Raw genomic sequence first — 21,740 nt, forward strand, 5'->3', positions numbered from 1 at the left:
CGGGCCCGAACAGTGCCGTTATACGACATCGCCCCCGTGGCTGTCCCGGCACGCCGGCTCGCTGGCGCGAATCGGCCATGCAGCAGATAATCGTTTCACTTTAAACGGTATCCGCTCATGTCCGACATCGTCATCGTTGCTGCCAAACGTACTGCCATCGGCTCGTTCCTTGGCCAATTCAACGGTGTGCCGGCACCGATGCTCGCCGCTGCCGCCATGGAAGGCGCGCTGGCGCAATCGGGAATCGCCCCGGCAGAGGTCTCCGAGGTCATCGTCGGCTGCGTGCTGCCGGCCAATCTTGGACAGGCGCCGGCGCGCCAGGCGGCGATCGCCGCCGGCATCCCCACCTCCACCGGCGCCACCACCATCAACAAGGTGTGCGGCTCGGGCATGAAGGCGATCATGCTCGGCCATGACCTCATCAAGGCCGGTTCGGCCAGTATCGTGGTGGCCGGCGGCATGGAATCGATGAGCAATGCACCGCATCTGCTGCCCCATTCACGCACCGGCAATCGCTACGGCAATTTCCAGGCCGTCGACCACATGGCCTGGGACGGCCTGACCAACCCGTACGACGGCCAGGCCATGGGCGTGTTCGGCGAAGCCGCCGCCGAAAAATTCGGCTTCAGCCGCGCCGACCAGGATGCGTTCGCAATCGCTTCGGTGGAACGCGCGCAGGCCGCGCAACGCGACGGTGCCTTCAACGATGAGATCGTTGCCTTCACGGTGACCACGCGCAAGGGCGAGGTCGTCATCGATCGTGACGAACAGCCCGACAAATCCGACATCGCCAAGATCCCCACCCTGAAGCCGGCCTTCAAGAAGGATGGCACCGTCACCGCCGCCAGTTCGTCGAGCATTTCCGATGGCGCGGCAATCACCGTGCTGATGCGTGCCGACGACGCGCAACGCCGCGGCGTGACCCCGTTGGCGCGCATCGTTGGCCACGTCACCCATTCGCAGGCACCGGAGTGGTTCACCACCGCGCCGGTCGCGGCGATCCAGACCTTGGTCGACAAGATCGGCTGGCAGCTGGACGAGGTGGATCTGTTCGAAATCAACGAAGCCTTCGCGGTGGTGGCGATGGCACCGATCAAGGAGCTGGGCATTGCCCACGACAAGGTCAACGTGCATGGTGGCGCCTGCGCACTGGGTCATCCGATCGGCGCGTCCGGCGCACGGCTGGTGGTGACATTGGTGAACGCGTTGCGCATGCGCGCCGGCAAGCGCGGGATTGCCACGCTCTGCATCGGAGGTGGCGAGGCGACCGCCATTGCTATCGAATTGATTTAACAGCCTTTAACGGCGATTTTGCAAAACTGAATGCGCGTGCGCTTGACACCCGTCTTGTGGCCGTCATCATGTCGGGGGCGCGCAATAGCGCGTTGCCTAATCTAACGACGAGGATTGAAACAATGACCATCAACAAGCTGCTGATCGCAATGGCGCTGGGCCTGGCCCTGACCGCTTGCTCGAAGCCGGAACAGGCTCAGGACGCTGCTGCTTCGGCCAACGAAGCTGCTGCCGACGCTCAGACCGCTGCCGACCAGGCTGCTGCCTCGGGCTCGCAGTCGGCTGACGCCGCTCAGGCTGCTGCCAACACCGCCGCTGCTTCGGCCGACACCGCTGCCGACGCTGCCCAGGCCGCTTCCGGCGCCGCGACCGACGCTGCTGCTGAGCAGGCTGCCGACGCTGCCAAGACCGCTGAAAACACCGCCGAAGCTGCCAAGGACACCGCTGAAGAAGCCAAGAAGTAATCACTTCTTCGCTCCAAGCGTGTTCGGAAAAAGCCGCTGGTTTCCGGCGGCTTTTTCTTTGCCTGTGCGCCGCCGGGCAGACGGCTCGCCCAGCCACTGCGCCCGGATCCGTCACCTGATACCACCGCCGTGCCGGGCAGCCCTGGCGAGCTGCGCCTTGACGCGGATTGCATCGGTGCCTGCCTAAGCTCGGGCTTCCAACACCGGAACCGGAACAGGACCCACCATGAAGACGATCCACCTGCTGTCGTTGAGCGCCATTGCCACCTTCGCCCTGGCCGCTTGCCAGGGGCCCGACGCCGAACAGGCGCGCCGCGACGCCGCGTCTGCGGCCAAGCACGCCGCTGCTGCCACCGAACAAGCCGCCGACCGCGCCGCCGTGCAGGCGAAGGAAGCCACCGCCGATGCACGCGTGGCCGCACGCGAGCTGGCCGCCGATGCCAGCCGCGCCACGGCCAATGCTGCCGATGCCACCGCCGACAAGACCCGCCAGATGGCCGACAAGGCCGAACGCAACGCCGAGCGGCAGGACGCCGAGCACCCGGAGCACTAAGGCGCCTGCGCACGCCGCCCCTGGGTATCCGCGCGCCGGCCGATCCGTGCCGGCGCGCACGTTACCCCCTGCACTGCCTCTCGTGTTGTCCAGGTCGGCGCGCTAGCATTACGCATGCCCACCTTCTTTACATCGCGCCGCCGCAACCAGCTGGCGCTGCTGTTTTCCGCGCTGATCTTCGTGGTCATCGGCATCGGCATCTTCATCGGCGCACGCCGCTCGCTGGCCGATGCCGCGCTGGTCTCGCACACGCACGAGGTGATCGGCCGGGTCGATGAAATCCAGGCCCGCCTGCTGGATGCCGAATCGGCGCAGCGTGGCTTCCTGCTGACCGGTAACGAAGCCTATCTGCTGAACTACCAGGCCAGTATCGAGCGCCTGCCGATCCTGCTCGACAACCTGCGCCGGCTGATTATCGACAATCCCTCGCAGGAGCAGCGCCTGGCCCAGTTGCAGACGCTGGTCCAGACCCGGCTGCAGCAGATCCAGAAGGTGCTGGACATCTATGCGCAGAGCGGCCTGGAGCCGGCCCGCGCGAACATCCGGCAGAGTGCGTTCCGCACCACCACCGCCATCAGCGAACAGGCGCTGACGATGGTGCAGGCCGAGCAGGAGTTGCTGACGCAGCGCGCCGAGAGCAGCCGGCAAAGCGCAACCCTGCTGCTGGTGCTGGCCTTGGCCGGCATTCCGTTCGGGCTGCTGGTCGTCGGCGCGGTCAATGCGTTGTTGGTGCGCGAATTGCGTCATCGGGCCCATGCCGAGCGGCTGGCCGCGCAAGCCAACCGCGAGCTGGGCGAAAGCGTGAGTGCCCTGCAGCGTAGCACCGCCGATCTCAACCTGATCAGCCGCTACACCGGCCTGTTGCAGAGCTGCGTCAGCGCCGAAGAGGCGCTGGAGGTCACCAGCCGTACCTTGGCCAGCCTGCTGCCAGGCATCGCCGGAAGCGTGTACCTGTTGCGCGCCTCGCAAGACCGCGCCGAGGCAATCAGCCACTGGGGCGAGCCGCTGGTACAGAGCGCGCCACACCTGCTGCCGGAGCAGTGCTGGGCGCTGCGTCGTGGCCAGCCGCACACGGTGGACGACCTGCGCCGGGATGCACTGTGCGGGCATCTGCAGATACCCGAAGGCGATGCAGTCCTTGCCACCGCCTGCCTGCCGATGTCCGCGCAAGGCACCCAGCTCGGCTTCCTGTTCCTGTCCTCGGCAGGCCCCGGGCCGTTGCCGCGGCTGGAAATCGCCGAAGCCGCCGCCGAGCAGCTGTCGTTGGCGCTGAGCAACCTGCGCCTGCGCGAATCGCTGCGCCTGCAGTCGATCCGCGATGCGCTGACCGGCCTGTACAACCGCCGCTACCTGGAAGAATCGCTCAGCCACGAGCTGGCGCGCTGCGCGCGACGCGGCCTGCCGTTATCGGTGCTGATGCTCGATGTCGATCACTTCAAACGGTTCAACGACAGCCAGGGACATACCGGTGGCGACCTGCTGCTGGCTGCGGTGGGCGAGCTGCTGCTGACCCGCCTGCGCGCCGAAGACGTGGCCTGCCGCTATGGCGGCGAAGAATTCACCGTGATCCTGCCCGAGGCCGATGGCGAAGAAGCCATGCGCCTGGCCGAACAGATCCGCGGCCATATCGCAGCGCTGGCCGTCAGCGACGGCCAGCGCACCTTGCCGCGGGTGACCGCCTCCATCGGCGTGGCCAGCTTCCCGGCCGATGGCGAACTCGGTGCCACCCTGATCCAGAAGGCCGACGCGGCGTTGTATGCGGCCAAGCACCGTGGGCGCAACCGGGTGGAGCGACATGGCACCGAAGTACCCCCGCGGGACTGAGCCGGCACGCCGTCGATCCCGGATTGCGCGGACTGTCACAAAAAATATTGATTGACGCGGCGATAGTCGGCTTCGACCCCCGAAGCGAGGCAATCCGATGTCGATGTGGCGCGATCCAGGTCCCAACAAGAAAGACGGCGCCCCCGCCGCCCCCGAGATTCCGGCTGCCGACGGCCGGCTGTTCACCGCCGACGCCAGCCCTGCCCCCCCGGTGCCGGCCAGCACCGCACCCAGCGCGGTGCCGACCGCGGCCGCCTCACCGCGGCAGGACGGCGCCAAGGAATCGCTGATCGCCGCCGACATCAGCATCGAAGGCAAGATCGAAGGCGCCGGGCATGTGCGACTGGCCGGGCGCTTCAAGGGCGATGTCAACGTCAAGGGCGACCTCACCATCGAACGCGGCGCCAAACTCAACGGCGGCGTGCGCGCCAACAAGGTCATCATCGCCGGCGAGCTGGAAGGCAATATCGAATCGGCCGCGCAGGTGGAGTTGCAAACCTCTGGCGTGCTGGTCGGTGACGTCAAGGCCGGCAGCCTCACCGTGGCCTCGGGCGCACGCATGCGCGGCCAGGCCGATTTCGGCTGGGGCGAGGACGCGGCCAGGCCAGCCAGTGGCGGCAAGGCCAATGGCAGTGGCAATGGCAGCGCTGCTGCCGGCAGCAGCAGCGGCGGCGACAGCGACGCCACATGAGTGCACCCCGCCCGGGCACGCCCGGCGCCACGCGCAGCTGCCCGCACTGCAAGGCCACGATCCTGGAAAGCGCCAGCGTCTGCCCGGCCTGCAAGCACCATCTGCGCTTCGACTCGGCGGCTGCGCAACACGCGCAGCCGGCACCGATCGTGCCGCTCAAGGTGGACGGCACCATCCGCCATCCCGCTGATGGCGATCCGTGGGAGTACACGGTGGTGGTGATCGTGCGCAATGGCAAGGGCGAGGAGATCCGCCGCCAGGTGGTCGATGTCGGCGCCATGCTGGGCGGTGAGGAACGCGGCTTCACCCTGGCGGTGGAAGCGAAGGCCGTGCGCGCGCCCGGGCGGCGTACGCGGCATTAGCCTGGACGATTGCGGGCCGCAATGAGAGGGCGCGCAGAAGATCGCGCCCGTCCGCAGGCCGATACAGCGTTCGCGCACGCAGCACGGGGATGGCGAGCGCGTTCTCTTCCCAGCAGCATGCATTCCCATTCTCAGGATCTGCACACCGGCTTGGCCAGAGTTGGGCCATGCGCAACGGCAACGACAAACACGGCGATCTGGTGGTGCTGGGGCCCGAAGGGTTGTATTGCCCGCAGGGCGACTTCCACATCGATCCGTGGCGGCCGGTGCCGCGCGCGGTAATTACCCACGGGCATGGCGACCACGCGCGCAGCGGCATGGGCGAGTACCACTGCACGCGCGAAAGCCTGCCGATCCTGCAGTGGCGGCTTGGCGAACAGGCCTATCACACGCATGCCGATGGTGAAGCGTTTCCGTTGGGACGCGCCCGCGTGTCGCTGCATCCGGCCGGACACGTACTGGGCTCGGCGCAGGTGCGCATCGAAGTGGATGGCGAGGTCTGGGTGGCCTCGGGCGACTACAAGCGCCAGCACGATCCCACCTGCAAGCCCTTCGAGGTGGTGCCCTGCGACACCTTCATCACCGAAGCGACCTTCGGCCTGCCGGTGTATCGCTGGCCGGACACATCGAGTGTTGCCGCCGACATCGTCGCTTGGCGCCACGAATGCGCCGCACGCGGCGAAGCCGCCATCCTGTATTGCTACGCCCTGGGCAAGGCGCAACGCGTACTGGCCGAACTGCGTGCCTGGGACACCCAACCGGCGTTGCTGCACGGCGCGGTCGCCATCGGCGTGGAGGTGTATCGCCAGGCCGGCATCCCGATGCTGGATACCCAACCAGTCAGCGAGCACGCGCGCGGCGCCGACTATGCCGGACAACTGGTGCTGGCACCGCCTTCGGCTGCGGGCAGCACCTGGATCCGCCGTTTCCGGCATGCACAACAGGGATTCGCCTCGGGCTGGATGCGCATCCGCGGCAACCGGCGGCGACGCAATTACGACCGCGGCTTCGTGATGTCCGACCACGCCGACTGGCCGGACCTGCTGCGCACCATCGAAGACACCGGCGCGCGCCGCGTGATCGCCACCCATGGCAACACCGATGCACTGATACAGCACCTACGCGAGCGCGGTGTTGCAGCCGAAGCCTTCCGCACCGATTTTGGAGCCGAGGAATGAACCCACTCCCCGCACGCCGGTATACGCGCGCACGTCCGCGCATTCGTTTGAGCGGCGCACTGGCGTTCCGCCGGCATGCGCTGGCATTTCGCGTGCATCGCAGTGCGCCGGCCGCGGTCATCGGCCCACCCCGGCCACAGCGCCGCCCGCGCACGCTGGCGGCATTCACGCGCCGTGCGCTGGAGCTGCGCGCGGCCGACCGACATGCAACGGCGCAGGCGGTGCCGTGAAGCGGTTTGCTGCGCTGTACCGCACCCTGGACCGCAGTACCGGCACGCTCGACAAGCGTGCCGCGCTGGTCGCCTATTTTCGCGATGCCGCTCCGCTGGATGCGGCCTGGGCGCTGTACCTGCTGGCCGGCGGCAAGGTCGCCAGCAGCCGCATGCGCATTGCCAGCAGCGGCGAGCTGCGCGAATGGATCACCGACACCGCCGGGATCGCCGACTGGCTGGTGGCCGACAGCTACGACCACGTGGGCGACCTAGCCGAAACGCTGGCCTTGCTGCTCGACGACCCGGCCACCGAAGCGGCCGATCTGCCGCTGGCCGACTGGATCGAACAGCGGCTGTTGCCGATCGCCAACCAGGAGGTGGACGTGCGCAAGGCGTGCATCGTGCAGGCCTGGCGCAGCCTGGCCTTCGACGAGCGCCTGGTGTTCAACAAACTGCTAACCGGCGCCCTGCGCGTGGGTGTGTCGCAGCGGCTGGTGCAACAGGCACTGGCCGAGTTGTCGGGCGTGGACATCGCCCGCATCGCGCAACGCATGCTGGGCAGCTGGCGCCCGCATCCCACCTACCTGGCCGACCTGTTGACCAGCGAGGAACTGCCCGGCGACCGCCAGCAGCCCTATCCGTTCTTTCTCGCCTCGCCGCTGGAGGCGGAGGTGGACACGCTGGGCGCCATCGACGACTGGCTGCTGGAATGGAAATGGGATGGCATCCGCCTGCAGCTGATCCGGCGCGCGGGCGAAGCGGCCTTGTGGTCGCGCGGCGAAGAACGCCTGGATGGCCGCTTCCCGGAGATCGAACAGGCGGCGTTGCAGTTGCCCGACGGCACCGTCATCGATGGCGAACTGCTGGCCTGGCAACCCGGGCAGCCGTTGCCGATGGCGTTCACCGCCTTGCAAACGCGCATCCAGCGGCTCAAGCCGGGGCCCAAGACCCTGGCGGCCGCACCGGCGCGCGTGGTCGCCTACGACCTGCTGGAACTGGATGGCGTGGACCTGCGCGAGCGCCCGCTGCAGGAGCGACGCGCATTGCTGGAAGGCGTGCTGACCACACTTGCCGACCCGCGCATTGTCGCCTCGCCGCTGGTGCAGGCGAGCGACTGGCAGGCCGCAGCGCAGGTGCGCGTGGAAGCACGCGAACGCGGCGTGGAAGGGCTGATGCTCAAGCGCGCCACCTCGGTGTATCAGGCCGGTCGCCGTCGCGGCGATTGGTGGAAATGGAAGATCGACCCACTCACCATCGATGCGGTGTTGTTGTACGCGCAAGCCGGCCACGGCCGGCGCAGCACGCTCTACACCGACTACACCTTCGGGCTGTGGCATGACGGGCAATTGGTGCCGATCGCCAAGGCGTATTCGGGTCTGGACGACAAGGAAATTCTGCAGCTGGATCGCTGGATTCGTGCCAACACCACCGAGCGGTTCGGCCCGGTGCGCGCGGTCACTGCGCATCATGTGTTCGAGCTGGGGTTTGAAGCGGTGAACCGCAGCGCCCGGCACAAATCCGGCATCGCGGTGCGCTTCCCACGCATTCTGCGTTGGCGTCAGGACAAGCCGATGTCCGAAGCCGATCATCTGAGCAGCCTGCAGGCACTGGCGCGGTGACGGCACCGCAGCCACTGCGCGCGACGCCGCTGCAGCAGTGGCGCGTCTGGTTCGCACAGCGCGGCTGGGCGCCGTTGCCATTTCAACGCGATGTGTGGAAGCGCTATCTCGACGGCGAATCCGGGTTGCTGCATACCCCCACAGGGAGCGGCAAGACGCTGGCGGCCTTCGGCGGTCCGCTGCTGGAAGCGCTGGCCGCGCGCGGACGCAAACCAGCGGCACACTCCGCCAGGCCCCCAGCCAGCGCACGCCGGCAGCAACAACGCACGCTGCAGGTGCTCTGGATCACACCACTGCGCGCACTGGCCGCCGACACCGCGCGTGCGCTGCGCGAACCGGTGGACGCCTTGGGGCTGGATTGGCAGGTGGGCCTGCGTACCGGCGATGCCAGCGCGCGCGACAAGCGCCTGGCGCGCAGCGGCAAGCTCGATGTACTGGTCACCACGCCCGAATCGCTCGCCCTGTTGCTGTCGTATCCGGACACCGCGCCGCAGCTGTCGGCGTTGCGTTGCGTGATCGTGGACGAGTGGCACGAGCTGCTGGGCAACAAGCGGGGCGTGCTGCTGCAGCTGTGCCTGGCGCGCCTGCGCGGCTGGACGCCGACCCTGCGCATCTGGGGCCTGTCGGCCACCTTGGGCAATCTGGCGCAGGCACGCGACGTACTGCTGCCGCATCTACCCGATGCCGCGCTGGTGTCCGGCGTCAAGCCGCGCGCCATGACGCTGGAGACGCTGTTGCCCGACAGCGGCGAGCGCTTTCCGTGGGCCGGCCACCTGGGCCTGGCGCAACTGGCGCGCGTGCTGCAGAAGATCCTGCAGCACGGCACCAGCCTGGTGTTTACCAATACGCGCGCACAGGCAGAGCTGTTGCATCAGGCCCTGAGCGCCGTGTGGCCGGACGATCCGGCCACGCTGGCGCTGCACCACGGCTCGCTGGACCCGAGCTTGCGCGCAGCTGCCGAGCAAGGGCTGCGCGATGGCAGCTTGCGCTGCGTGGTCGCCACTTCCAGCCTGGATCTGGGCGTGGATTTTCCGGCGGTGGATCAGGTGCTGCAGGTCGGCAGCCCCAAGGGCATTGCGCGGTTGCTGCAACGCGCCGGCCGGGCGCGGCACCGGCCCGGCGAATCCGGCCACGTGGTGTGCGTGCCCTCGCATGCGCTGGAACTGGTGGAGTACGCCGCTGCGCGTCGTGCGATTGCCCACGGCCACATCGAAGCACGGCCACCGCCACGGTTGTCGCTGGACGTGCTGGCACAGCACTGCGTCACCCTCGCGCTCGGCGGCGGCTTCGATGCCGATGCCTTGTTCACGCAGGTACGCGGCACCGATGCCTTCGCCGCACTGGACCGGGCCACCTGGACTGCAGTGCTCGATTTCATCGTGCAAGGCGGCAGCGCGTTGGCGCATTACCCGGATTTCCACAAGGTGGTGCGCGACGACGACGGCATCTACCGCGTCACCGATCGGCGCGTTGCGCTGCGCCATCGGCTGTCCATCGGCACCATCACCAGCGATGGCAGCGTGCGCGTGCAGTTCCTGCGTGGCGGCCGGCTGGGCGCGGTGGAAGAACAGTTCGTCGGCCGCCTGCGCTGCGGCGACCGTTTCCAGTTCGCCGGCCGGCTGCTGGAGCTGGTGCGCCTGGAAGACATGACCGCGTATGTGCGCGTGGCAAAAGGCGGCAGCGGGGTGGTGCCCAAATGGATGGGCGGGCGCATGCCGCTGTCGTCGGCATTGGGGCGCGAAGTGGAGGCGCTGTTCGCCGATCCTGGCGAGGCGCCGGAGATGCAGGCGCTGGCACCGCTGCTGCACTTGCAGGCATCGCTCTCGTCGCTCCCCGGCCCCGATCACCTGTTGGTGGAAAGCATCAAGGCGCGCGATGGCCGGCATGTGTTCGTGTACCCGTTCGCCGGCCGCCAGGTCAACGAAGGGTTGGCCGCGCTGTTGGCCGCACGCTGGGGCCGCCGCCAGCGCAATACCTTCAGCTTCGCCGCCAACGATTACGGCTTCGTGCTCTCGCCGGCGCAGGACGTCGAGATCGACGCTGGCCTGCTGCAAGCACTGCTGTCGCCGGTTGGCCTGTTCGACGATCTGCGCGACAGCCTCAACCTGGGCGAGCTGGCACGCCGCCAATTCCGCGAGATCGCGCGCGTGGCCGGTCTGTTGTCGCCCTCGTTGCCAGGTCGCGCACCGCGCAGCCTGCGTCAGTTGCAGGCGTCCAGCGGATTGCTCTACGACGTGTTACAGCGCTTCGATCCCGACCATCTGCTGCTGGCGCAAGCCGAACGCGAAGTCTTCGAAGGCCAACTGGAACTGGCGCGCCTGGCGCACGCGCTGGAGGACTGCGCCCGGCGCGAGCTGCGCCTGCGCACGCCACGCAGCCTCACCCCATTGTCGTTTCCGCTGTGGGCCGAGCGCGTGCGTGGCCAGCTGAGCACTGAAGACTGGAAAGCGCGCGTGTTGCGCGCCGCCGAACAACTGGAGCGCAAGCATGGGCGATAGCGTGCAGCTGCAGCTGGGCGGCGAAACCGTGCAACTGCTCGGCGAACGTGCGCTGTACCGGCCAGCGCGGCGCGCCTTGCTGATTGCCGACCTGCATCTGGGCAAGGCCGATGTGTTCCGGCGTGCCGGCATCGGGTTGCCGGCAGGCGGCACCGCGCATGATCTGGACCGGCTGGATGCGTTGCTCGCGCAGTGCGAGGTGGACGCGCTATGGATTCTTGGCGACCTGCTGCACGGACCGGCACCGCGCGCGGCCTGGCATCGACGCTGGAGCGCCTGGCGCGAACGGCATTGCACCCTGCGCGTGATCGCCATCCGCGGCAATCACGATCGCGCCTTGGCAAGTGCAGATCTGCATATCGAAGCAGCCGGCGAACAGGTCGAAGACGGCCCGTTCGTGTTGCGCCACGATCCGCTACCGCACCCCACCGGCCATGTGCTGTGCGGGCATCTGCATCCGCTGGCGGCACTGCCCGGGCTGTCGCGGCGCTGGCCGGCGTTCTGGTTGCGCGAGAACGTCACCATCCTTCCGGCGTTCTCGCATTTCACCGCCGGCGTGGTGCCGACCCTGATCCCGGGCGAGCGCCTGGTTGCCTGCGTGGAAGGCGATGCGGTGGCCTTGCCGGTGCGTTGAACCGGCGCTGTGGCGAATGCGCTGTTGCGCGATCGACGAATCGCCGACTGGGCATCATGTCGCGATAGTTGTCCGCTCCCCTGAATCCTCAGATGGAGACCCCGATGGCCCGCTATAGCCCCGAATTCAAACACCAGATCGTCCGGCGGATGATGTTCCCAACAATCAGAGCGTTGCTGACCAGAGCCGTCACACCGACATCAGCGCGCCCACGTTGTACGCGTAGAAGAAACAGATCCGCAGCCAAGGACATATCGCGCGCACCGCCCGCGCTTGGGCCGGTGCAAAAAAAACCCCGCCGTAGCGGGGTTCTTCAAGCGCACAATCGAGTGGGGTTACTCGACCGGCGTGATGTTCGAAGCCTGGGCGCCCTTGGGGCCCTGGGTCACGTCATAACTGACGGCCTGGCCTTCCTGCAGGCTGCGGAAGCCCTTGGAGTTGATCGCGGAGAAGTGCGCGAAGACATCGGCGCTGCCGTCCTCCGGTGAGATGAAGCCAAATCCCTTGGCGTCGTTGAACCACTTGACGGTACCGTTAGGCATGGTGATGCGAGACCTTTGCAATAATTAATGGGTGATGTACGGCGGTGCGTACGCCGCCGAGTATGCAAAGCTTATGCCCCGATGACAATCACCCACGCGCAAGTTCGCCAATCAGTTCCGGCATGCCCGACGAGGCCGCTTCCACATTGGACAATACCTCGGCCATGGTGATCTCCTGGGCATCGCCGCAGCCGGCAGCCCAGTTGGCCACGATCGCCAGACACGCGTATTCCAGGCCCTTTTCGCGCGCCAGCCCTGCCTCCGGCATGCCGGTCATGCCAACCAGATCGCAGCCGTCGCGGCGCATGCGGGCAACCTCTGCAACCGTTTCCAGACGCGGCCCCTGGGTTGCGCCGTAGCATCCGCCGGCAACCAGCGTGACGCCGGTCACCTTGGCGGCAGCGATTACCTTGCTGCGGAACAGCGGCGAATACGGGTGGCCGAAATCCACATGCTGCACCTCGCTCCCCGGCTCTTCACAGAACGTGGAAATGCGGCCCGAGGTGTAGTCGATCAGCTGGTCCGGGCATGCCAGCACGCGCGGTCCGAACTGCTCGGTGATGCCGCCGACGGTATTGAGCGCCAGCACGCGCGAGGCGCCGATTTGCTGCAATGCAGCGATGTTTGCGCGGTAGTTGACCTTGTGCGGCGGCAGCGAATGCCCTTCGCCATGCCGGGCCAGGAACGCCACGCGATGGCCGAGCAACCTGCCGACACGGATCGGCCCGGACGGTGCGCCGTACGGGGTGTCGAGTTCATGCGTCTGCACGTCGTCGAGCTGCGCAAGCTTGTAGACACCGGTGCCGCCAATGACGGCCAGTGCAATGGAATTGGGGGACATGGACGACCTCTGCTACGAAACGGGCGTGGAGTTACTGCTTCATCGCATAGATGGCAGGGATGCCGCGCAGCTGCTCGTTGACGTCCATGCCGAAGCCGAATACGTAGCGGTCGGGCACTTCCACGCCCACGTAGTCGGCGGTCACGCCAGGCACGCAGCGGTCGTGACGCTTGACGGTCAGCACCGCCACGCGCACATCGGTGGCGCCCTGCTCCAGGCACCACTGGCGCACGCTCTGCAGCGTGTAGCCCTCATCGAGGATGTCGTCGACCAGGATCACCCGGCGACCGAACAATGCCGTGGCCGGGCGGTGCTTCCACACCAGCTCGCCGCCGACGGTTTCGCCGCGGTAACGGGTGGCGTGCAGGTAATCGAACTGCAGGTCCTGACCCCGCGCGCCCAGCTCCAGCGCCAGCTGGCCGGAAAACGGCAGCGCGCCGTGCATGATGGTGAGGTACACCGGCACTTCGCCGGCATAGTCGCGCGCGATGGCGTCGGCGATGGTGGAGACGGCCGCGTCGATGGCGGGGCGATCGACCAGCAGGTCGGCTTGGGCCAGGGCCTGGGAAATGGTGAGCGTGGACATCAGGCAAGTGTTCCGGAAGGGGCAGAAGGAGTGTTGAAGGAAGCGTCGGTGCCGGCCAGCAAGCCGTCCCAGCCGAGCGCACCGCGCCCGATCAGGCCGATCAGCGCGGCGGTATTGAGGTGGCGGCCCTGCACGGCCTGCAGCGACTCGGGAACCAGTTCCGGATGGCAGACCAGCACCACATCGCAGCCGGCATCCAGATGCGCATGCACGCGCCCGGCCACACCGCCGGCGCTGAACGAGGCGGCCATGCCGATGTCGTCGGAGAACACCACGCCGCGAAAGCCCAGTTGCCCGCGCAGGATCTGCTCGATCCAGCGCGACGAATAGCCGGCCGGTTCGGGCGCCACCTGCGGGTAGACCACGTGCGCCATCATCACCGCGTCGGCGCCGGCCTCGATGCCCGCCACGAACGGCAACAGGTCTTCGGCCTGCAGCACCTCAAGCGGACGCGGGTCGCTGGCGTGATCCACATGGGTATCTTCCAGCACCGTGCCATGGCCGGGAAAATGCTTGAGCGTGGCCGCCATGCCGGCGCCATGCAGGGCCTGCACATAGGCGCGGGTGAAGGTGGCCACGACCTGCGGATCGTCGCTGAAGGCGCGATCGCCGATGGCGCGATTGCCGCGGCCCAGGTCCACCACCGGTGCAAAACTCAGGTCCACGCCGCTGGCGCGGACTTCGCTGGCCATCAGCTGTGCATGCGCGCGGGCCGCGGCAAGCGCGCCCTCCGGATCCTGCTGGTACTGGGTGCCGAAGCTCTGCAACGGCGCCAACGCGCTGAAGCCTTCGCGAAAGCGCTGCACACGGCCGCCTTCCTGGTCCACGCAGATCAACACCGGGCGCGGCGCGGCGGCGCGGATGGAGGCGGACAACTCGGCCACCTGCGCGCGCGAGGCGAAGTTGCGCTTGAACAGCACCACCCCGGCGACCGCATCGTGCTGCAGCCAGTCGCGTTCCTGTGCGCTGAGTTCGGTACCGGCAACGCCGATCAAAAGCATGTTGGGGGACTCCCGGGCCAGGCGCCACGAGGGCGCAGCGCGGCATTGTCGCAGATGCGCGTTGCAGCGTCAGATTGCGCATTCAGGCAGGCGTTGGATCGGTAGGCTGGCGGGCAGCCACGCTGCATGGCGTCCTGACCGCCGGGTCGCCGCGCCGGTCTCGGCCTCGCCCCGGTTTCAGAGCACTTCCAGCTGTGCCCGCCAATGCGCCGCCTGGGCCTGGATGCCTTCCAGCACCTCGGGCGCCATGCGGTCGAGCTGCCGGTACGGCATCGCCAAGCGTTCGTTATTCCCCAGCAACGAACGTTGCCGCTGCAGAAAATCCCAATACAAGGCGTTGTACGGGCAGGCCCGTGCACCGACCCGCACCTTGCGCTGGTAGCGGCAGCCGCCGCAGTAATCGCTCATGCGGTCGATATAGGCCGCGCCGCTGATATACGGCTTGCTGCCGAGCAGGCCGCCATCGGCGAACTGGCTCATCCCCACCGTATTGGGCAGCTCCACCCACTCGAAGGCGTCGATATAGACCCCCAGGTACCAACGATGCAGCGCCTGCGGATCCAGCCCCGCCAGCAGCGCAAAATTGCCGATCACCATCAGCCGCTGGATGTGGTGCGCATGCGCGTTGGCCAGCGAATTGCCCACCGCATCGGCCAGGCAGCGCATGCCGATCTGCCCATCCCAGAACCAGTGCGGCAACGGCAGGTGCTGATCCAGGTGATTGGTCTGCGCGTACTCAGGCATCTGTGACCAGTACACGCCGCGCACGTATTCGCGCCAGCCCAGGATCTGCCGGATGAAGCCTTCCACCGAGGCCAGCGGTGCCCGCCCCTGCCGCCAGGCAGCTTGCGCGCGCGCGATGACTTCGGCCGGGTGCAGCATCTTGACGTTGAGCGCGAACGACAGCAGCGAATGGAACAGCCGCGGGCTACGCGTGCTCATCGCATCTTCGTAGCGGCCGAAATCCGGCAAGGCGCGTTCGATGAAGGCCTCCAGGTGCTGCAACGCTTCGGCGCGATCCAGTGGCCACGGCAACGCGTCGGCACTGGGTGCGCCGAAACTGCGGACGCCTGCCGCTTCGATGCTGCGCCATAACTGGCTGTGATCGTGTGCGCTGCGCCAGTCTTGCGGCGCCAGCGGATCGCCTGGCCACGGCGCGCGATTGTCGTGATCGAAGTTCCAGCGCCCGCCTTCCGGTTGCCCGGCGGCATCGAGCAGGATGCGATGGCGCCTGCGCATCTGCCGATAGAACACTTCCATGCGCCATTGGCTACCCGCGCGGAAGCACGCAGCCACCTCGTCACGCGTGGTCAGAAAATGCTCGCTATCGACCATGCGCGTGACGAACGCCTGCGTGGCACGCCACTGCTGCAAGGCCTCGTCCAGCCGCCATTCGTCCGGGGCCTGATATTCCAGTTGCTGCGCGCGGTAATGCGCCATCAGTGCGCCAAGGTTGGCCGGAATCGACTGCCGGTTGCTGGCGGCGTCGATTGCCACGTACCGCACGCGGTGGCCAGCCTGTCGCAGCGCGGCGGCAAACGCACGCATCGCGGCGAAGATCGCCAGGATCTTCTGCGCATGGTGCAGCACGTAGTCGGTTTCGGCGCGCACCTCCATCAGCACATGGACCACGCCAGGGTCATGCGTGGCGAACCAGCTGTGCTGCGGATTGAGCTGATCGCCCAGGATCAGGCGCAAGGTGTGGGCAGGCGTTTGCGCCGTGCTATCAGTCGAATGGGTTTCGGGCGGCATCACCAACGTCGGCCCAGCACAGCCGTGGCGGGCACTGCGGATTGCGTAGCGCGCAGCAGCGTGTGCAGCGTGTGCAGCGTTGTCGAAAGCATGCCGGGCGATGCGACCACGCGCGTGCATTGCAGGCAGTGCTGCATCGCTACCGACGCGGCGGCACGCCATCCCATCACTGCGGCTTGACGCCTGTTACCGTGACGCCGGCCACCTCGCGTGCCAGGGCAGTTCCGCTGCGCCAGGCGCCTTCGACCTTCCCACCCGCCAGCCAGTCGCCACACAGGCCGAGCCCGAGGCTGGCATCCCAGACAGAGCCGGCCTGCAATGGCGGATCAGTACTGGCCGCCACCCAGCGATACGCGTCGCAGGCCAGCGGTGGCGGCAGGCCCAGCGCCGCCAGTTCGGGCAACAGGCTGGCGATCACCTGCGCGGGCGTGGCATCGCCATGCACCTGGCTCCACGTCGCCGTGGCATGCAGCAACCAGGTCTCGGCACCGGCGCGTGCGGGTTTGCTGGAATCGCGCGCCACCCAGCGCACCGGGCCGGCGTTGACGAACAAGGCGTCGTAGCCCGGATCGATGGGCGCAGCAAACCGCAACACGACGGCCCAGGCCGGCAACATCTGCGCGCTGCGGGCAACGCGCAACAGCGCAGGTGCGCGCTCGGCCAGCAACCTGGCCGCATCGGGAGCCGGCACTGCCAGCAGCACCGCATCGACCATCTGTGTTGCCGCTGCAGTCGCAGCACCGAGGTTGACCACCCATCCCGCGCTGCTGCGCTCGATCGCATGGACACTCGTCCGCGTGCGCACCTCCAGGCCGGCTGCCAGCGCGCGTGCGGGTGCGTCCATCGTGGGAGTCCCCACAAACCGCGCCAATGCGCGTTGCGAGTGGCGCAGCGTGGCGCCATCCCAACTGGCGACCCGTGCCGGCCAGCGCGCGGCGATGCCGGCAGCGATCCATGCATCCACCACGGCCGCAAAACCCGGATCGCGCGCGGTGAAGTACTGCGCGCCGTCGTCGCACTGCCAGCCCTGTCCGGTGCAGGTATGCAGGCGTCCGCCAACTGTGTCGGCGCTTTCGTACACCGTTACGCGAAGGCCAACTCTCTGCAGTGCATCGGCGCAGGCCAGCCCCGCCAGGCCGGCACCAATGATCGCCACGCGCGTTGGGCGGCATGGCGACATCATCGGATCAACACCTTGCACAGACGTGCTGCCATCGGCAGGTCAGACCGCGCAGCCATCCGGCCCGCAGGCGTCGGCGCCACCGACAGGCACCGATTCGGCGGCCAGCTGCAACAGCGCCTGCGCAAAACTCTCCGGCGGCTGCGCCCCCTGGATCAGGCTGCGTCCGTCGATCACGAAACTGGGCACTGCCCGGATGCCCAGTGCGCTGGCCTGTGCCAACTGCGCCTGCACTTCCACCGTGCCTTCGTCGGAGTCCAGCATTGCCTGCACCCGCGCAGCCGCCAGACCGCCGGCCTCACCGGCATTCACCAGCGTCTGCGTCGCCGCAACGTTGCGGCCTTCGGCGAAATGCGCATGGAACAGGGCTTCCATCACCGCACCCACATCGCCTTCGTGGGTGGCCAGCCACAGCAGCCGATGCGCACGCAGGGTATTGACCTGCACCTGGCCGCGGCCAAAATCCAATGGCAGGCCCTCGGCGCGCGCCGTGGCCTGGGTCTGCGCAAGCATCTGATCTACGCGTGCGGCACCGCCGAACTTGCGTGCCAGGGCATCGCGCAACGGCACCGGATCTGTGCCGGCCTCCGGGTCCAGCTCGAACGCGTGGTAATGAATGTCCAGCGCCGGCGCCTTGTCGCCAAGCGCGGCAATGGCCTGTTCGAAACGGCGTTTGCCGATCCAGCACCAGGGGCAGACCACGTCGGACCAGATATCGATGCGCATAAGCGGGGATTGGGGATTTGGCAGTGGGGATTGGCAGAGCATAAGCCCCAACACGCGGATTGGGGATTGGGGATTGGGGATTGGCAACGCATCGTCCAGGGCCGACGCATCACCCTTGCTCCTTTACCAATCCCCAATCCCCAATCCCGACTCCCGCCACTGCTTGAACGGATGCGATGCCAGCGCCAGATTGTAGTAACGCGTGTCGTCGGTCACTTCCGCGCCGATCCACTCGGGCTTGGCAAAGGCTTCATCGGCACTGGCGAGCTCGATCTCGGCCACCACCAGCCCGGCGTTGTCGCCGAGAAATTCGTCCACTTCCCACATATGGCCCTGGTACTGGACCAGATGCCGGCGCTTGTCGATCAGCCCGCCGACACACAGGTCCAGCAGCGCGCGCGCATCGGCAACGGGAATCGGGTACTCGAACTCCTGCCGGGTATGCCCCACCTCGCGCGACTTCAGATTCAAGAACGCGCTCTCGCCCTGCACCCGGACCCGTACCGACGCATTCTGCGCCACGCTACGCAACGCCGCCTGGTCATTGATGTAGCCCTGCGCCATCGGGATCACCGCATGCGCGGCAGCACGCCACCCATCGCCGGTGACGAGAAACTTGCGTTCGATTTCGAGAGGCATGGGAATCGGGAATCGGGAATCGGGAATCGGGAAAGCATAAGCCGTCCGCCGTTACGATTCCCTATTCCCTATTCCCGATTCACCGCTTCTCAAACACCGCAATACTTTCCACATGCGCGGTGTGCGGGAACATGTCCATCGCCCCCGCCGACACCAGGGTGAAGCCCTGTTCGTTGACCAGATAGCCGGCATCGCGCGCCAGTGAACCGGGGTGGCAGCTGACGTAGACGATGCGCTGGAAGCGCTTCAATGGCAGCTGTTGCAGCACTTCCAGTGCGCCGGAACGCGGCGGATCGAGCAGCAGCTTGTCGAAGCCCTGCTTCATCCATGGCGCATTGCGTTGGTCCTGGGTGAGGTCGGCGGCGTAGAACTGCGCGTTGGCCAGGCCATTGCGCTCGGCGTTTTCCTTGGCGCGCGCTACCAGCCCGGCATCGCCTTCCACGCCTACCACCTCGCGCACTGTGCGTGCCAGCGGCAGGGTGAAGTTACCCAGGCCGCAGAACAAATCCAGCACACGATCGTCAGCGCTGGCATCGAGCAGCGCCAGCGCATGCGCGATCATCTTCTGGTTGAGCGAGGCATTGACCTGGATGAAGTCCAGCGGCCGGAACGCCAGCTCGACATCCCATTGCGGCAGGCGGAATGCCAGCGGCACCTCGCGCGGCCACAGCGGGTGCACGCTGTCCACGCCGCCGGGCTGCAGGAAGATGGCAAAGCCGTGCGTCTGGGCAAATTCCACCCAGGCCTGCTGATCGCGCTCGCTGAGCGGCTGCATGTGACGGATGGTCAGCGCCACCGCTTCGTCGCCAGCGATGAATTCGATCTGTGGGATGTCGCGCTTGCCGTCCATGCCTTCGATCAGCGCCGCCAGCAACGGGATCTTCTCGCCGATCTGCGGAATCACCGTGTAGCACACCGACAGGTCGGCCACGAAACGCGGGTCCAGCTCGCGGAAGCCGACCAGGGTCTTGTCCTTCTTCTCCACCCGCCTCACCGAGAAACGCCCCTTGCGCCGGTAGCCCCAGCTGTCACCCACCAGGGCAGGCAACACGGTCTGCGGGGTGACATGCCCGATCCGTTCGAGGTTGTCGGTCAGCACGCGCTGCTTGGCGAGGATCTGCTGCGATTGTTCCAGGTGCTGCAGCACGCAACCGGCGCAGACGCCGAAGTGCGGGCAACGCGGAGCCACCCGCTGCGGTGAGGCCTCCAGCACTTCGATCGTTTTGGCTTCGTCGAAATGGCGGCTGCGCGCGGTGGGTTCGGCACGTACCTGTTCGCCCGGCAAGGCGCCGCTGATGAAGGTCACCTTGCCGCCCTCGCCGTCGCGACGGGCCACTCCGCGGCCGTCGTGGCTGAGATCGGTGATGGCGGTCTGGAAAGGAGTACGGTCTAGGCGATTGCGGGTTCTGGCCACGTGGCGACAGGCTGCGGGCAAAAAGGGTGCGTATTGTCGCAGATGCGATCGACGCCGGCCTCGCCGGGCAGCGCGGCAATTGTGGCGCCCCACAAACACAGGCACACTTCGCCAACGCGCGGCAGGTCAGGACGCGGCATCGCTGGCAAGGAGGCAGCATGAATATTGCAACCCGTCAAGAACCCCATCCACGCCTGCTGTTGGTGGAAGACGACCCGATCAGCCGTGGCTTCCTGCAAGCCGCGCTGGAAAGCCTGCCGGCCCTGGTCGACTGGGCCGATTCATTGGCATCGGCGCTGGACCGCGCCCGCGAGCGCCGTCACGATCTGTGGCTGATCGATGTCAACCTTCCCGACGGCACCGGCGGTGGCCTGCTGCGCGCATTGCGCCTGCTGCATCCGGACGTGCCCGCGTTGGCGCATACCGCCGACGGCAATGCGGACATGCAGCGCGACCTGCAATCGGAAGGATTCCTGGAAATGCTGGTCAAGCCGCTGTCCACCGAACGCCTGTTGCAAGCCGTACGCCGCGGGCTGTCGCGCGGCCGCTACAGCGTGGCACCGGCGGGAGTGCTGGATATCGCCACCCACGATTGGGACGAGACGGCCGCACTGAGTGCGCTCAACGGTCAGCAGCACCACCTCAATGCCTTGCGCGAGTTGTTCCTGGCAGAGCTACCTGGCACCCGTGATGCGGTGGACTCGGCCCTGAAGATCAGCGACGGGCAGGCCTTGCGTGACCACCTGCACCGCCTGCAGGCCAGCTGCGGCTTTGTCGGCGCCGCCCGCCTGGCCGGCGCCGTGCGCCTGCTGCGCGGCGACCCGCAGTCGCGCACCGCACAGACCCAGTTCCACGCGGCGGTGACGGCCTTGCTGCGCTGAGCCACGCCGCGCGGGCGCTCAGCGATGGCGCGCCAGATCCTCGAGCATTTCCCAGGATTTCAGGCCGCGCCCGTTCAAATGCTGCAGCAGCACGCGGCGCATGCTGCGCCGCAGGCCGGGCATGTCCTCGGCGGCCGGCATGCGGTCTTCCCCCAGGGCCAGCAACCCCGCACCGGTAACGGTTTCGCGCCGGTCCTGCGCCAGGCGTTCGCTCAGCACACGCATGGCGCCGTCCTGGGCATCGAGCCGATACCGCGCAGCCGGGTCGATCGGCTGGCCATCACTGTCGTGTTGCAGATCGAAGCCGAACCCCAGCCCCTCCAGCACGTCGCGCTCGAACCGGCGCAACCCCCAGGCCAGTGGCAGTTCGGAGGCCAGATGCGCGCGCGCCTGCGCATAGCACGCGTACAACTCCGGCACCGCATCATTGCGTGGCGCAAGGCGCAGCAGCAGTTCGCACATATAGAAACCGGCCAGCATGCGTTCGCCGACCAGACGCGGCGCGGTATCCAGCGCCTCGGCCTGGCGCAACTGTGCGAGCTCGCCGCGTTGCACGGCACTGAACTGGATCAACTGCAACGGCTGCAATGCCGCCCGCAACGCCTGCTTGCGCGGCCCGTGCACACCACGCGCCAGCAGTCCCACCCGCCCGTGCTGTTCGGTCAGCACCTCCACCAGCAAGCTGGTTTCGCGCCAGGCCCGCACATGCAATACGAAGCCGGGCTCGTGTTCGATCAGCATGCGAGGAGGAGCCGGGACTTGGGAAAAGCCAGGGCAAGCAGCTGCTCGCCACGTCGCCGAAAATGCACGCCGCCGTCGCCGCCAAATCCAAGCGCCATGCGGTCAGCAC

General features: G+C 67.3%; 22 protein-coding genes. 12 read left to right on the forward strand and 10 right to left on the reverse strand.

All coding sequences use genetic code 11. From position 1 onward, the window contains the following. Nucleotides 1-117: 117 nt before the first annotated feature. From XcuCFBP2542_RS02545 to pdeM, 11 genes are all read left to right on the forward strand, one after another. Complete coding sequence (locus tag XcuCFBP2542_RS02545; protein ID WP_104602065.1) at nucleotides 118-1,293, forward strand: thiolase family protein; 1,176 nt, start codon at nucleotides 118-120, stop codon at nucleotides 1,291-1,293. A 122-nt stretch (nucleotides 1,294-1,415) separates the two neighbouring features. Beyond that, nucleotides 1,416-1,757: a hypothetical protein gene (locus tag XcuCFBP2542_RS02550; protein WP_016904096.1), complete on the forward strand. Its 342-nt coding sequence runs from the start codon at nucleotides 1,416-1,418 to the stop codon at nucleotides 1,755-1,757. 226 nt (nucleotides 1,758-1,983) lie between these two features. Continuing rightward, nucleotides 1,984-2,310, forward strand: coding sequence for an XAC1346 family secretion chaperone (locus XcuCFBP2542_RS02555; protein ID WP_104602066.1), 327 nt, complete (start codon nucleotides 1,984-1,986; stop codon nucleotides 2,308-2,310). A gap of 114 nt (nucleotides 2,311-2,424) precedes the next feature. After that, nucleotides 2,425-4,134 carry a diguanylate cyclase gene (locus XcuCFBP2542_RS02560; RefSeq protein WP_104602067.1) on the forward strand — a complete coding sequence of 570 codons (1,710 nt, stop codon included), beginning with the start codon at nucleotides 2,425-2,427 and terminating at the stop codon, nucleotides 4,132-4,134. A 97-nt stretch (nucleotides 4,135-4,231) separates the two neighbouring features. Continuing rightward, entirely contained in the window at nucleotides 4,232-4,825 is a 594-nt protein-coding gene (locus XcuCFBP2542_RS02565; RefSeq protein ID WP_104602068.1) for a bactofilin family protein, read from the forward strand. Then, complete coding sequence (locus tag XcuCFBP2542_RS02570) at nucleotides 4,822-5,187, forward strand: hypothetical protein (RefSeq protein WP_104602069.1); 366 nt, start codon at nucleotides 4,822-4,824, stop codon at nucleotides 5,185-5,187. The genes XcuCFBP2542_RS02565 and XcuCFBP2542_RS02570 overlap by 4 nt, the downstream gene beginning before the upstream one ends. Before the next feature lie 167 nt (nucleotides 5,188-5,354). Next, nucleotides 5,355-6,365, forward strand: coding sequence for a ligase-associated DNA damage response exonuclease (locus XcuCFBP2542_RS02575; RefSeq protein WP_104602070.1), 1,011 nt, complete (start codon nucleotides 5,355-5,357; stop codon nucleotides 6,363-6,365). After that, a complete protein-coding gene (locus tag XcuCFBP2542_RS02580; RefSeq protein ID WP_104602071.1) occupies nucleotides 6,362-6,595 on the forward strand; it encodes a hypothetical protein in 234 nt (77 codons plus the stop codon). Before XcuCFBP2542_RS02575 ends, XcuCFBP2542_RS02580 begins: the two co-directional genes overlap by 4 nt. Then, nucleotides 6,592-8,196 carry an ATP-dependent DNA ligase gene (locus tag XcuCFBP2542_RS02585; protein WP_104602072.1) on the forward strand — a complete coding sequence of 535 codons (1,605 nt, stop codon included), beginning with the start codon at nucleotides 6,592-6,594 and terminating at the stop codon, nucleotides 8,194-8,196. Before XcuCFBP2542_RS02580 ends, XcuCFBP2542_RS02585 begins: the two co-directional genes overlap by 4 nt. Next, nucleotides 8,193-10,694: a ligase-associated DNA damage response DEXH box helicase gene (locus tag XcuCFBP2542_RS02590; protein ID WP_104602073.1), complete on the forward strand. Its 2,502-nt coding sequence runs from the start codon at nucleotides 8,193-8,195 to the stop codon at nucleotides 10,692-10,694. Before XcuCFBP2542_RS02585 ends, XcuCFBP2542_RS02590 begins: the two co-directional genes overlap by 4 nt. Further along, nucleotides 10,684-11,328: a ligase-associated DNA damage response endonuclease PdeM gene (pdeM, locus tag XcuCFBP2542_RS02595; protein WP_104602074.1), complete on the forward strand. Its 645-nt coding sequence runs from the start codon at nucleotides 10,684-10,686 to the stop codon at nucleotides 11,326-11,328. Before XcuCFBP2542_RS02590 ends, pdeM begins: the two co-directional genes overlap by 11 nt. A 335-nt stretch (nucleotides 11,329-11,663) precedes the next feature. Here pdeM and XcuCFBP2542_RS02600 read toward each other — a convergent pair whose 3' ends face one another. The 9 genes from XcuCFBP2542_RS02600 to rlmD form a co-directional block, all read right to left on the reverse strand. After that, the gene (locus XcuCFBP2542_RS02600) at nucleotides 11,664-11,870 is read right to left on the reverse strand and encodes a cold-shock protein (protein WP_104602075.1); all 207 of its coding nucleotides are present in this window, start codon (nucleotides 11,868-11,870) and stop codon (nucleotides 11,664-11,666) included. Nucleotides 11,871-11,958: 88 nt separating this feature from the next. Then, nucleotides 11,959-12,711: an S-methyl-5'-thioinosine phosphorylase gene (locus XcuCFBP2542_RS02605; protein WP_104602076.1), complete on the reverse strand. Its 753-nt coding sequence runs from the start codon at nucleotides 12,709-12,711 to the stop codon at nucleotides 11,959-11,961. A 31-nt stretch (nucleotides 12,712-12,742) separates the two neighbouring features. Continuing rightward, a complete protein-coding gene (locus XcuCFBP2542_RS02610; protein WP_104602077.1) occupies nucleotides 12,743-13,297 on the reverse strand; it encodes a hypoxanthine-guanine phosphoribosyltransferase in 555 nt (184 codons plus the stop codon). Then, entirely contained in the window at nucleotides 13,297-14,298 is a 1,002-nt protein-coding gene (gene nagZ, locus XcuCFBP2542_RS02615) for a beta-N-acetylhexosaminidase (RefSeq protein ID WP_104602078.1), read from the reverse strand. Before nagZ ends, XcuCFBP2542_RS02610 begins: the two co-directional genes overlap by 1 nt. Nucleotides 14,299-14,475: 177 nt before the next feature. Beyond that, entirely contained in the window at nucleotides 14,476-16,050 is a 1,575-nt protein-coding gene (locus XcuCFBP2542_RS02620; protein ID WP_104602210.1) for a cryptochrome/photolyase family protein, read from the reverse strand. A 166-nt stretch (nucleotides 16,051-16,216) separates the two neighbouring features. Continuing rightward, nucleotides 16,217-17,233: an NAD(P)/FAD-dependent oxidoreductase gene (locus XcuCFBP2542_RS02625; RefSeq protein WP_223214408.1), complete on the reverse strand. Its 1,017-nt coding sequence runs from the start codon at nucleotides 17,231-17,233 to the stop codon at nucleotides 16,217-16,219. 39 nt (nucleotides 17,234-17,272) lie between these two features. Continuing rightward, the gene (locus XcuCFBP2542_RS02630) at nucleotides 17,273-17,956 is read right to left on the reverse strand and encodes a DsbA family oxidoreductase (RefSeq protein WP_104602079.1); all 684 of its coding nucleotides are present in this window, start codon (nucleotides 17,954-17,956) and stop codon (nucleotides 17,273-17,275) included. Nucleotides 17,957-18,079: 123 nt separating this feature from the next. Beyond that, entirely contained in the window at nucleotides 18,080-18,595 is a 516-nt protein-coding gene (locus XcuCFBP2542_RS02635) for a CYTH domain-containing protein (RefSeq protein WP_104602080.1), read from the reverse strand. Between the two features lie 79 nt (nucleotides 18,596-18,674). After that, entirely contained in the window at nucleotides 18,675-20,009 is a 1,335-nt protein-coding gene (gene rlmD, locus XcuCFBP2542_RS02640) for a 23S rRNA (uracil(1939)-C(5))-methyltransferase RlmD (protein ID WP_104602081.1), read from the reverse strand. Between the two features lie 158 nt (nucleotides 20,010-20,167). On the opposite strand from rlmD, the gene XcuCFBP2542_RS02645 reads away from it, so the two are divergent. Then, a complete protein-coding gene (locus tag XcuCFBP2542_RS02645) occupies nucleotides 20,168-20,890 on the forward strand; it encodes a response regulator (RefSeq protein ID WP_104602082.1) in 723 nt (240 codons plus the stop codon). Between the two features lie 18 nt (nucleotides 20,891-20,908). Here the strand turns inward: XcuCFBP2542_RS02645 and recO are convergent, their stop codons facing one another. Next, entirely contained in the window at nucleotides 20,909-21,631 is a 723-nt protein-coding gene (gene recO / locus XcuCFBP2542_RS02650; RefSeq protein ID WP_104602083.1) for a DNA repair protein RecO, read from the reverse strand. Nucleotides 21,632-21,740: the final 109 nt, after the last annotated feature.

It is taken from the genome of Xanthomonas cucurbitae (genome assembly GCF_002939885.1).
Taxonomy (GTDB): Bacteria; Pseudomonadota; Gammaproteobacteria; order Xanthomonadales; family Xanthomonadaceae; genus Xanthomonas; species Xanthomonas cucurbitae.